This is a genomic window from Azospirillum sp. TSH20, assembly GCF_003115935.1.
Taxonomy (GTDB): domain Bacteria; phylum Pseudomonadota; class Alphaproteobacteria; order Azospirillales; family Azospirillaceae; genus Azospirillum.
On the sequence record NZ_LGQU01000144.1, the window covers coordinates 1 to 12,047 of the forward strand.

Genomic DNA, 12,047 nt, shown 5'->3' on the forward strand with positions numbered 1-12,047 from the left:
CACAAAATGCTGACAATTCTCAACGCTCGGGTCCGTGACGCACTGGCAGCCATTCCCACCAACACATGAACAAGACAGTTGCTCATCCTCCTCCAGCGGCAGCCCGCGTCCGGCGATGAGGATCCCGGCGGTCTCCCGCGTGCGGGGCAAGCCGGAGCACACCGCCCGGTCGATGGTAACCGCGGCGAGATGGTGGGCGAGCGCCTCCACCTGCTTCAGCCCGGCCGGCGTCAGCGGGACGTCGCGCGGGTTGTGCGGCTGCCCCGACCGGTCAAAATACGCCACCTCCCCATGCCGCACCAGATGGACCCGGCGCCGGACAGTCCCTTGCCCCTTCATCGCTACCGCCTTATTTCGGCTGCATGCGCAACGCGGCGTCGAGCCGGATGACCGACCCGTTCACCATCGGATTTTCGACAATCGACAGGACCATCCGGGCGTACTCCTCCGGCTTGCCGAAGCGGTGGGGGAAGGGGATGTTGGCGACGATGGCGTCCTGGACCTCCTGCGGCATGGCGGTGACCATCGGCGTTCCGAACAGGCCGGGCGCGATCGCGGCCACCCGCACCCCGTAACGGGCCAGTTCGCGGGCGGCCGGAAGGGTCAGGGACGCGACGCCCCCTTTCGACGCCGCGTAGGCGGCCTGTCCGATCTGCCCCTCATAGGCGGCGATCGACGCTGTGTTGACGATCACGCCGCGTTCGCCGTCCTCCAGCGGTTCGAGCGTCGTCATGGCCGCAGCAGCAAGCCGCATCAGGTTGAAGGTGCCGATCAGGTTGACCGACACGACCCGGGCGAACTCGTCGAGCGGCTGCGGCCCGTCGCGGCCGACGATGCGGCCGGCCGGAGCGATGCCGGCGCAGTTGACCAGGATGCGCGCCGGTCCGTGCGCCTCGGCCGCCATGGCCACCGCGCGCTCGGCCGAGGCGGCGTCGGTGACGTCGCACGGGATGGCGAGGCCGCCGGTCTCATCGCCGATCGATGCCAGACGTTCGGCGGACAGGTCGAGCAGCGCGACCTTGGATCCGGCGGCGGCAAAGGCCCGCGCGGTGGCGGCGCCCAGGCCCGAGGCGGCACCCGTGACGATGACGGGATGGGTGGACGGAGTCATGGCTGATGTCCTTGAAGAAGAAATGCAGCAGGGGGTCAGAAACCGACGAAGCGCGCGAAGCCGTCCACCGGCTCGCGGTCGGTGTCGAAGCGGTTCTCGGGAGCGGCGGGGTCGGCGTGGCCGAGCGCCATACCGCTGACCAGGATCTCCCCGTCCGGAATGCCGAGGTGGCGGCGGACGATGCGGTGATAATTGCAGAAGGCTTGCTGCGGGCAGGTGTCCAGGCCGACCCCGCGGGCGACGATCATGACGTTCTGCATGAACATGCCGAGGTCGAGCCAGCTCCCCCGTTCCATGGCACGGTCCAGCGTGAAGAACAGCCCGACCGGGGCGCCGAAGAAGTCGTAGTTGCGGCCGTGCTGGCGCGCCATGCGCTCCCGGTCGCCCTTGGCGATTCCAAGGGCACCGTACAGGCCCCAGCCGACCTTGCGGCGACGCCCCAGGTAAGGTTCGCGCCACGTCGCCGGGTAATAGGAATATTCAGGGTCGGGCGGAATCCCGGCGTCATGCAGGACCATAAGTTCCGTCGTCAAAGCCGCTCGCGCGGCCCCGGCAACGGCATGGACCTTCCAGGGCTGGATGTTAGAACCGCTCGGCGCGCGGGCGGCCACTTCGAGGATGTGCTCGACCAGGGCGCGTGGAACCGGCCGGTCCAGAAAGGCGCGGACGCTCCGCCGGCTGCGAACCGCTTCGGTCGCCGACAGGCTGGAAACCTGCACGGCCGTCATGGGACGGCGCCATGGGCCGCAAACTCGCGCGCTTTCAATTCCCGGCGCAGGATCTTGCCGCTGGCGTTCTTCGGCAGCTCGTCGACGAACTCGATGCGGCGCGGGTATTTGTAAGGGGCAGTCAGGCCTTTGACGAAATCCTGGAGTTCCTTGACCAGCTCGGGCGAGCCGGACTGGCCGGCGCGCAGCACGACAAAGGCTTTGACCACCTCGCCGCGCTCCTCGTCCGGACTGGGCACGGCGGCAACCTCCTGCACGGCCGGATGCTCGATCAGCGCGTTCTCGACCTCCAGCGGGCCGATCCGGTAGCCGGCCGAGTTGATCAGATCGTCGTTGCGGCCGAGATAGTGAAAGTAGCCGTCGGCATCCAACGTCGCCCGATCCCCGGTGAGGAACCAGGTGCAGTCCGGCCCTTCCAGCCGGCAGTCGGCGGTGCGCTCCGGATCCTTCCAGTAGCCCAGCATCACCTGCGGATTGGGCAGCCGGACCGCGAGCAGGCCGGGTGTGTCGGGCGGCAGCCGGCGGCCCTCCTCATCGATCACCGCGATGACGGTACCGGGCGAGGCGCGGCCCATCGAGCCCGGACGCGGCTCGTCCGCCGCCATGGTCAGCACCGTCATCAACGTCTCGGTCTGGCCGTAGGCCTCGCGCAGCGGCACGCCGGTCAGCGCGGTCCAGCGCTTGACCACCGCCGGGTTCACCGACTCGCCGGCGGAGATCGCCTGGCGCAGCGCCGAGAGGTCGAAGCCCGAAACATCCTCCTGCACCAGACGGCGGAATTCGGTGGCTGCGGCACAGAAGACGTTCACCCGGTGGCGCGCCATCCGTTCGAAGCGGGCGCGCGGGTCGAAGGGACCGTCGTGGAAGACCACCGCCGCCCCCCGGCTCCAGGGGCCGAACAGGATGCTGGTGCCGGCCTTGCTCCAGCCGGTGTCGGCGGTGCACCACATCACGTCGCCGCGCTGGAGCCCATGCCAGTGCTCGGCCGAGACCCGCCAGGCGTAGAGCGCGCGGGCCGCATGGGTGACGCCCTTGGGATGTCCGGTCGAGCCGGAGGTGTAGAAGAGGATCGCCGGATCCTCGGCCCGAACCACCGCCGGGGTGAAGTCGTCCGGGGCCTCCGCCATCGCCGCCGCCCAGCCGGTCCAGCCCGCCGGCGGGTCGCCCACGGCGATGCGCAGGGCCGGCATATCGGCGATGGCGGCGAATTTCGGCGCCGAGGCCGCGGTCGTCACCACGGCCCGGGCCTCCGAATGGGCGAGACGGTAGGCGACGTCCCGCTCGGTCAACATCTCGATGCAGGGGATCGGCACGGCGCCCAGCTTCAGGCAACCGACCAAAGCGATCTGCCATTGCGGAATGCGCGGCAGCATGACCAGCACCCGATCGCCCTTGACGATGCCGCGCGCCGCAAGTGCGTTGGCGATGCGGTTGGTCAGGCGCGCCATGTCGGCGTAGCTGTAGCGCTCCTCCCGGCCGGCGGCGTCCGACCAGAGCAGGGCGGTCAGTGCCGGGTCGGCGGCGTGGCGGTCGACGACATCGGCCCCGAAGTTGAAGGTTTCCGGGACGTCCCAGGCGAAGGGCTCGCCGGATGAGGCGGTGGTGATGTCGGCGGTGGCGGGCATGCTGTGTCTCCCCCTTGTGCGTTCCTGTGGGTTTCTTGGTTCCGATCCGCGGTCACAGGACCTTGTCCGAGCGCAGCCGTGCGATGTCCTCGCCGTCATAACCGAGCGTGGACAGGATTTCATCGGTGTGCTCGCCCAGCAGCGGCGGCGGTGTGCGCAACCGGCCCGGCGTGCCGGAGAATTTGATTGGGAAGCCGAGCTGCGGGATGCGCCCTTCGACCGGGTGGTCCATGTGCAGAAGCATGTTCCGGTGCTTGAGCTGGGGGTGCTCGAACGCCTCGCTCATGCTGTTGACCGGAACGACCGGCAGGTCGGCGGGGCCGAGCAGCTCCATCCACTCGGAGCAGGTCCGACTGGCCATATGGTCGGCGACGCGCGCCATCTGGGCGGCGGCCTCGGCCCCCTCGGGCCATTGTCGGTCCTTCAGATCCTCCAGCCCGGCCAGATCGCAGAAGCGGTGCCAAAAGTTCTCCTCGATGCAGCCGAGCGTGATGCAGCGGCCGTCAGCGCAGCGAAAGACGTTGTAGCAGGGCGCCTGCCCCAGGAAGCGGCGCTCGCCTCCCCGGGGCTCGATGCCGGCGAAGAAGCGGTCGGCGGCATGGTAGGCCAGCCAAGCCACCACCCCATCGGTCATCGAAACGTCGACGAACTGCCCGCGCCCGGTGTGCTGCCGGCCGAGCACCGCCGCCAGGATGCCGAAGGCCGCCATCAGCGAGCCACCACCCTGGTCGGCGATCGACAGGCCCGGCACGATGGGATCCTCTCCGGCCTTGCCGAACAACGGCAGGGCGCCGGCGATCGCCATGTAGTTGAGGTCGTGGCCGGGCGCCTTGGCGAGGGGACCGTCCTGCCCGAAGCCGGAGATCGCGCAATAGACCAGGCGCGGGTTCTCGCGGGCCAGCGTCTCGTAGCCGACGCCCAGCCGGTCCATCACGCCGGGGCGGAAGCCCTCGACCAGCACGTCCGCCTTGGCGGCGAGGCGCTTGAGGATCGCCTTGCCCTCCTCGGTCTTCAGGTTCAGCGTAACGCTCTTCTTGTTGCGGTTCAGCAGCAGGAAGGAGCCGGATTCCGCGACGTTCAGCGGTTCGAAAGCGCGGTTGTAATCGCCGCGTCCGGGCTCCTCGATCTTGACGACCGTGGCCCCGAGATCGGCGAGGAGCTGGGTGCAGAAGGCGCCCGGCAGCAGGCGGGTCAGGTCGAGCACGACCAGACCGGCCAGCGCATCGGCGAAGGGGGTGTTGGGGGAGGTCGTCATTGCGCGGTCCACCCGCCATCGACCAGAATGCTGTGCCCGGTGACGTAGGCCGAGGCGGCGGACGCCAGGAACACGGCGGCGCCGATCAGCTCGTCCGGTCCGCAGAAGCGGCCCATCGGGGTTTGGCCGAGCAGGCGGCGGGAGAGTTGCTCGTGCTCGCGCATGCCGGCGGTCAGGTCGGTCTCGACGAAGCCGGGGGCGATGCTGTTGACGCGGACGCCGGAGGCCGCCCAGTCGACCGCCAGCGATTTCGTCATCAGCTCCACCCCGCCCTTGGCGGCGCAGTAGGGCAGCGTCTTGCGCAGGCCGACATGGCCGCCGACAGAGCTGATGTTGATGATGCTGCCCGCCTTGCGCTCCACCATCGCGGCGCCGAAATGGCGGCAGCAGTGGAAGACGCCACCCAGATTGATGTCGATGATCGGCTGCCAGTCCTCGCGGGTCAGCGTTTCCGCCGCCTTGTAGATCGGGTTGATGCCGGCGTTGTTGACCAGGACGTCGGTTCGGCCGTGGCGTTCCAGAACGGCGGCGTGCAGGGCCTCCACCTCCTCCTCGCGCGCGACGTCGGCGGCCTGCCACCAGACCTTGGCGCCTTGCGCCGTCATCGCCTCGGCGGTGGCGGCGAGGACGGCGCTGTTGCGGCCGCTCAGCACCACCTCGGCTCCGAAGCCGGCCAGCCCTTCGGCGATCGAGCGGCCGATGCCGCGCCCGCCGCCGGTGACCACGGCCACCGTCCCGGTCAGGTCGAACAGGCCGGCCATGCGCTGTTGCAGGGTGGGGGCGCTCATCGGGCCTCCTCCCGCGCCAGCTTGCGCGCAATGCTCCAGCGGTGGACCTCGGACGGGCCGTCGTAGATGCGGAAGGGCCGCACCTCGCGGAAGATGCGCTCGACCACAGTGTCGCGGGTGGTGCCGAGTCCGCCGAGGACCTGGAGGCTGCGGTCGACCACGCGCCAGATGGCTTCGGAGCAGATCACTTTGGCGACGCTCGATTCATGGCGTCCCTTGCCGCCCTGGTCGAGCACCCAGGCGGCGTGCGCCACGACCAGCCCGCAAGTATGGAGATCCAGCTCGTTGTCGGCGAGCTGGAAGCCGATCCCCTCATGGTCGATCAGCGCCTTGCCGAAGGCGCGGCGTTCGCGGGCGTAGGCGGTGGCGACGTCGTGGGCGCGGTGCGCGGCCCCCAGCCAGCGCATGCAGTGGGTCAGCCGGGCCGGCGCCAGCCGGACCTGGGCATAGCGGAACCCCTCGCCCTCGCGGCCCAGCACATCCTCCTCCGGGACGAACAAATCCTGGAAGGACACCACGCAGTGCCCGCCGGGGAAGCTCTGGTCCAGCGTGTCGAGCGTGCGCTCGATCACGATGCCGGGCCGGTCCATGTCGGCGAGGAACATGGTGGCGCGTGGCTCGCCGTCGGGGGAGGCCTCGTCGCGCGCCATGATGATGCAGACACCGGCCCCCTCGGCGCCGCTGATCAGCCATTTGGTGCCGTTGATCACGTAGCCGCCGGCGGTCCGGCGGTAGCTGGTAAGCAGCAGGGACGGGTCGGAGCCGGCCCCAGGATGCGGCTCGGTCATCGCGAAGCAGGAGCGGATCTCGCCGGACGCCATGGGAGCGAGCCAGCGGCGCTTCTGCCGCTCGTCCGCCACCTGCTCCAGCAGGTGCTGGTTGCCCTCGTCGGGGGCGGCGATGTTGAGCGCCAGCGGCCCGAGCAGCCCGTAGCCGGCCGCCTCGAACACCACCGCCTTGCCGCGGTGGTCGAGCCCCAGCCCGCCCCACTCCCTGGGCATGTGCGGGGCGAGCAGCCCGGCGTCGCGGGCCAGCGCGTTCAGCTCTCGGCGGAAATCGTCGGTCGGCCCGTGTGGACCCTGGCGCGGGTCGTTCTCCAGCGGGATGAGGACGTCGCGCACGAAGGACCGGGTGCGGTCCCTCAGCGCGATCAGGTCGGGCGGCAGCGAGAAATCCATCGGGGTTCCTGTCCCTGGCAATGAGCGTCGAGGGGAGGGGGCGCTTCAGAAGCCGCGCCCCTGGGCGATGTCGTGGGTAAAATCGAAGAGGCCGCGTGCGATGGCACCGAAGCCGGCGTAGCGCGGGTCGCTGGTGGTGCCGCTGCGGTAGCGGTCGTGGAGCTGCTGGAAGACCACCGCCAGCTTGAACAGGGCGAGCACGCGGTGGAACCGGAACTCCGACAGGTCCCGGCCGGTGCGGGCGGCGTAGCGTTCGGCCGCCTCCCTGCGGCTCGGGAAGCCGAAACCGGCCGTCGGCATCTGCGCCAGATCGTGCATCACCGGCGGGTCGCCGGCCTCCGTCCAGTAGCTGAGCAGGGTGGCGAGATCGAACAGCGGGTCGCCGCGCGTGCCCTGGTCCCAGTCGAGGATGGCGACCGGCTCCAGCCGTTCCGGGTCGAGGATCAGGTTGTCCAGCTTGAAGTCGTTGTGCAGCAGGGTCGCCGGACCGGGTCGGACGCGGGTCAGCTGGTCCGCCAGCCACACCGTCAGCTCGACGGCCGGCGCCGGGGGGCCGTCCGGCCCGGCGGAGAGATGGGCGCGCTTGCTCCAGCCGGCGACCGCACGGTCGAGGAAGCCGTCCGGCCGCCCGAAGTCACCGAGCCCGACGGCGGCCGGATCGACGGCGTGGATGTCGGCCAGGCAGTCGACCAGCAGCGGTCCCAGCCGCGCCCCCGCATCCGGGTGCTGTTCCAGCAGCGGCGGTGTGGAACCGGCCAGCGTCACGCCCGGCCGGTGCTCCAGCAGGATGAAGGGATGGCCGGCGACCCCGGCATCCTCGCACAGATGCAGGCTTTTCGGCGCCAACGGCAGGGTGCGCCACAGCCGGCTGAGGATGCGGTGCTCCCGTGCCATGTCGTTGGCGCCCGGCGGCAGCGGTCCCGGCGGCGGCGAGCGCAGGACGGCCGGTGTCCCATTGACCGACACCAGGAAATTCAGATTGGCGAGTCCGCCGGTGAACTGGCGGGGTGGGGTTTCGCGGTCGAGCCGCAGCCCGTGCGCCGCGAGATGACCGGCGATCGCCGCCCAGTCCAGCCGGGCGGTGTCCTTGGGAGCGCGGAACATCGAATTCTCAAGCGGCATGGTCGGTCCGGGAAAGGGGCTGGGAAAGGGTGGCGGAATGGCGGGTGGGTCACCGCACCGGCCAATTTATAGTCCGACTATCGGATCGTATGTGCAAAATCGGACGCCCGTCAATAGGCTCCGACATGGCGCCCGAACCGGAAAATTGCGATATTGCCATCTGCGACGCAAAGAACGCTGCGGTTGAAAGCGGCGATCGGTGCTTGAAAGGTGATTGACAGCGCCGGTGCGGCCAATCAATAGTTCGATTGTCAGACTATAAATGCGGAACGACGGCGCCCCTGCGGTTGCTGAATGGTCCTTCCGCTCTGGCGCGGCTCCGGAGCCCCGTGGTCCCTGCCACGCCCCTCTCCCCGATACGAAGGTCAGACCATGCTGGGACACATCATCGGTTGGGCACATACCCGCTTCGGCAAGCTGGACGACGAAACCCTTGAATCGCTGGTGGTGCGCGTCGCCGCCGAGGCGATCGCCGACGCCGGGCTGGCACCCGCCGACATCGACGAGATCATCGTCGGCCATTTCAACCAAGGCCTCGACCCGCAGGGCTTTCCCGCCTCGCTCGCCTTGCAGGCGGCCGACGCCCTGCGCTTCAAGCCGGCAACCCGCGTCGAGAACGCCTGCGCCACCGGGTCCGCCGCGATCCGTCAGGCGGCGATGGCCATCGGTGCCGGGCGGGCGCGTTCGGTGCTGGTCGTCGGGGTGGAGAAGATGACCGCGGCGCCGGCCGCGCAGGTGCAGACGTCACTGGCGTCGGCCAGCTATCTGGCGGAGGAGGACGGCAGCGATCTGTCCTTCGCCGGGATCTTCGGCCGCATCGCCCAGCTCTATTTCCAGCGTTACGGCGACCGGTCGGACGCGCTGGCGCAGATCGCCGCCAAGAACCACCGGAACGGTGCCGCCAATCCGCTCGCCCACATGCGCAAGGATCTCGGCGTCGAGTTCTGCCGGACGGTGTCCGACCGCAATCCGCTGGTCGCCGGGCCGCTGCGCCGGACCGACTGTTCGATGGTGTCCGACGGGGCGGCGGCGCTGGTGCTGGTCCATGGCGACGTCGCGATGGGGGCCGCCAAGTCGGTTGGGCTGCGGGCGCAGGCGCAGGTCAACGATTTCCTGCCGATGGGCCGGCGTGACATGACCCGCTTCGAGGGCTGTTCGGTTGCCTGGCGCAAGGCACTGGAGCAGGCCGGGCTGACGCTCGACGATCTCGATTTCGTTGAGACGCACGACTGCTTCACCATCGCCGAGCTGATCGAATACGAGGCGATGGGGCTGACGCCGCCGGGTGAGGGACACCGCGCCCTGCTGGAGGGCTGGACCGAGGTCGGCGGTCGGCTGCCGGTCAACCCGTCGGGCGGGCTCAAGGCCAAGGGACACCCGATCGGCGCGACCGGCGTGTCGATGCATGTGATGACCGCCATGCAACTCATGGGCACGGCCAGCGGTGTCCAGATTCCGGGGGCGACCAAGGGCGGCATCTTCAACATGGGCGGTGCCGCGGTCGCCAACTACGTCAGCGTGCTTGAGCGCGTGCGCTGAGACGGCAAGCCGGTCGAACGGCTGAAGACGACTTTGAAAAACAACGTTCTGGGAGGACACGAAATGCGCATTGCGTTCATCGCCGCCTTGGCGGCCGGCATTGCTGCGGGCGGGCCGGCGGCGGCACAGATCTCCGACGGCACCATCAAGATCGGCGTGCTGAACGACCGCTCGGGGCTCTACGCCGATCTCGGCGGCGAGGGCTCGGTCGTCGCCGCGAAAATGGCGGTGGAGGAGTTCGGCGGCAAGGTCGCCGGCAAGCCGGTCGTCCTCGTCAGTGCCGACCACCAGAACAAGCCCGACGTCGGGTCGGCCATCGCCCGGGAATGGATCGACCGCGACGGGGTGGACGCCATTGTCGACGTGCCGCACTCCGCCACCGCGCTCGGCGTGCTGAGCGTGACCCGCGAGAAGAACCGGATGCTGATGCTGTCGGGTCCGGCCTCGACCGATTTCACCGGCAAGTCCTGCGCGCCGACGACGATCCACTGGACCTATGACAGCTACGCCATGGCCAACAGCACCGTGCGCGGGCTGGTCAAGCAGGGCGCCGACACCTGGTTCTTCCTGACCGGCGACAACGCCGGCAGCCATTCGCAGGAGCGCGACGGCATCGCCTTCGTCGAGAAGGCCGGCGGCAAGGTTCTGGGAACCGTGCGCCATCCGCTGAACACCCTCGATTTCTCGTCCTATCTGCTTCAGGCGCAGGCGTCCAAGAGCAAGATCATCGGGTTGGCGAACGCCGGCGGCGATACGGTGAACGCGATCAAGCAGGCCGCCGAGTTCGGCATCGTCCAGAGCGGGCAGAGGCTGGTCGGGTTGCTGATCTTCATCACCGACGTCCATTCGATCGGCCTGAAGGACGCGCAGGGGCTGGTGTTCACCGAGTCCTTCTATTGGGACCAGGACGAGAAGACCCGCGCCTGGTCGCGCAAGTTCATGGAGCGGTTCGGCGGCCGTGCGCCGACGGCGGCGCAGGCCGGCGTCTACGGTGCGGTGCTGCATTATCTGAAAGCGGTCGAGAAGGCCGGGACCGACGACTCCCTGACCGTGTCGAAGACAATGAAGGAGATCCCGGTCAACGACATGTTCAGCGACAATTTCAAGATTCGGGCCGATGGGCGCGTCGTCCGTGACATGTACCTGTTCCAGGTCAAGAGCCCGGCGGAATCCAAGGGCGCCTGGGACTATTACAAGATCCTGGGCCGTGTGCCTGGCGACGAGGCTTACCGCCCGATGTCGGAAGGTGGCTGCCCGCTGGTCGGGCAGTAACCGGGCGGTAACGCCGGCCGGCGCGAGGGGACCAGCAAACGGGGGAACGGCGATGCAGGTAGGAGTCTATGAGTTTCTGGCGCAAGACCGAGTCATCTACGGCCGGCCGGCGGCCGAGGCCGTTGCGGCCACCGTCGCGACGCTGGGCAAGCGGCGCCCGCTGATCGTGGCGAGCCGGACGCTGAGCCGTTCCACCGATGTCGTCGCCGCCATCCGTGTGGCGCTGGGCGACGCCTGCGCCGGGGTCTTCGACGGCTGCGTCGAGCATGTGCCGCGCGCCTCCGTCCTCGCTTTGGCCGGGGAGGTGCGGCGGCTCCAACCGGACCTGATCGTCACCGTCGGCGGCGGAACGCCGATAGACACGGTGAAGGTGGCGCTGGTGGCGCTGGCCGAGGGGATCACCGACGCGGCCGGCTTCGACACCGTCCGCATCCGGGTCGCTGAGGACGGAAGCCGCATCGTCCCGGTGGTGAAGGACCCGCCGCTGCGCCAGATCATCGTGCCGACCACCCTGTCGGGGGCCGAATTCTCCAACCTGGGCGGCGCCACCGACCCGGAGCGCCGGGTCAAGGATCTCTACACCGGACGGCACATCGGTGGGCAGGTGGTCATCCTCGATCCCGCCGTGACGGTCCACACGCCGGAGCGGCTGTGGCTGTCCACCGGCATCCGCGCCGTCGACCATGCGGTGGAAACGGTCTGCTCGCGCCGGCCGCAGCCCTTCACCGACGCGACGTGCCTGCACGGGCTGACCATGCTGGCGCGCGCGCTGCGGGCCAACCGGGAGCGTCCGGACGATCTCGACGCCCGGCTGGAGAGCCAGCTCGGTGTCTGGCTGGCCACGACCGGGCTCGGCCGGGTGGAGTGGGGCGCCAGCCACGGCATCGGCCACCAGCTTGGCGCGGTCGCCGGCGTGCCGCACGGCCATTGCTCCTGCGTGATGTTGCCCAGCGTGCTGCGCTGGAACCATGCTGTGAACGCTGACCGCCAAGCGCTGGTGGCCCGCGCGCTGGGATGGGGGGACGGCGACGCAGCAGCGGCGGTCTCCCATCTGGTGCACGATCTCGGCCAGCCGGGCAGCCTGCGGTCGGTCGGGGTGACGCGCGGCCATTTCGCAGCCATCGCGGCAGGGGCCATGCAAAACATGATGGTGCGCAGCAACCCGCGTCCGATCACCGGGGAGGATGATGTCCGGGAGATCCTCGAATTGGCATGGTGAACGCCGCAAATGTGAAACAGGGCGTGTTCGGGGCTCATCGACGCGGGGGCTCTCAACAAAAATGTTCGCACAACAAAAAGTTGAATTCAATGGCGCGAGCGGAGGAAATGTGGTGTCAGACGTCATCCTGGAAGCGCGCAACCTGACGAAGGAGTTCAAGGGGTTCGTGGCGGTGAAGGAGGTGAACCTTCAGGTTCGCCGCGGCACCAT

11 protein-coding genes are annotated in these 12,047 nt (G+C 69.0%); 3 read left to right on the plus strand and 8 right to left on the minus strand.

Going from position 1 to position 12,047, the window contains the following annotated elements:
• From TSH20_RS31080 to TSH20_RS31115, 8 genes are all read right to left on the minus strand, one after another.
• On the minus strand, positions 1-339 hold a 339-nt coding region (locus TSH20_RS31080), incomplete at its 3' end, for a histidine phosphatase family protein (RefSeq protein ID WP_146207505.1).
• 10 nt (positions 340-349) lie between these two features.
• Positions 350-1,111 carry an SDR family NAD(P)-dependent oxidoreductase gene (locus TSH20_RS31085; RefSeq protein WP_109156744.1) on the minus strand — a complete coding sequence of 254 codons (762 nt, stop codon included), beginning with the start codon at positions 1,109-1,111 and terminating at the stop codon, positions 350-352.
• A gap of 35 nt (positions 1,112-1,146) precedes the next feature.
• Positions 1,147-1,839: a nitroreductase gene (locus tag TSH20_RS31090; protein ID WP_085082722.1), complete on the minus strand. Its 693-nt coding sequence runs from the start codon at positions 1,837-1,839 to the stop codon at positions 1,147-1,149.
• Entirely contained in the window at positions 1,836-3,464 is a 1,629-nt protein-coding gene (locus TSH20_RS31095; RefSeq protein WP_085082720.1) for an AMP-binding protein, read from the minus strand. Before TSH20_RS31095 ends, TSH20_RS31090 begins: the two co-directional genes overlap by 4 nt.
• A gap of 52 nt (positions 3,465-3,516) precedes the next feature.
• On the minus strand, positions 3,517-4,719 hold the full coding sequence (locus TSH20_RS31100) for a CaiB/BaiF CoA-transferase family protein (protein WP_109156743.1): 1,203 nt from the start codon (positions 4,717-4,719) through the stop codon (positions 3,517-3,519).
• The gene (locus tag TSH20_RS31105) at positions 4,716-5,507 is read right to left on the minus strand and encodes a glucose 1-dehydrogenase (RefSeq protein ID WP_247871438.1); all 792 of its coding nucleotides are present in this window, start codon (positions 5,505-5,507) and stop codon (positions 4,716-4,718) included. The genes TSH20_RS31100 and TSH20_RS31105 overlap by 4 nt, the downstream gene beginning before the upstream one ends.
• Positions 5,504-6,685 (minus strand): acyl-CoA dehydrogenase family protein, encoded by a 1,182-nt coding sequence (locus TSH20_RS31110; protein WP_109156742.1) that lies wholly within the window; start codon positions 6,683-6,685, stop codon positions 5,504-5,506. Before TSH20_RS31110 ends, TSH20_RS31105 begins: the two co-directional genes overlap by 4 nt.
• A 45-nt stretch (positions 6,686-6,730) precedes the next feature.
• Positions 6,731-7,807 (minus strand): phosphotransferase family protein, encoded by a 1,077-nt coding sequence (locus TSH20_RS31115; protein WP_109156741.1) that lies wholly within the window; start codon positions 7,805-7,807, stop codon positions 6,731-6,733.
• Between the two features lie 372 nt (positions 7,808-8,179).
• Between TSH20_RS31115 and TSH20_RS31120 the strand changes: the two genes are divergently transcribed.
• The 3 genes from TSH20_RS31120 to TSH20_RS31130 all read left to right on the plus strand — a co-directional run bounded on the left by TSH20_RS31120 (position 8,180) and on the right by TSH20_RS31130 (position 11,837).
• A complete protein-coding gene (locus TSH20_RS31120; protein WP_109156740.1) occupies positions 8,180-9,346 on the plus strand; it encodes an acetyl-CoA acetyltransferase in 1,167 nt (388 codons plus the stop codon).
• Positions 9,347-9,409: 63 nt separating this feature from the next.
• A complete protein-coding gene (locus tag TSH20_RS31125; RefSeq protein ID WP_085082708.1) occupies positions 9,410-10,618 on the plus strand; it encodes an ABC transporter substrate-binding protein in 1,209 nt (402 codons plus the stop codon).
• A 52-nt stretch (positions 10,619-10,670) separates the two neighbouring features.
• Positions 10,671-11,837 (plus strand): iron-containing alcohol dehydrogenase, encoded by a 1,167-nt coding sequence (locus tag TSH20_RS31130; protein WP_085082706.1) that lies wholly within the window; start codon positions 10,671-10,673, stop codon positions 11,835-11,837.
• Positions 11,838-12,047: the final 210 nt, after the last annotated feature.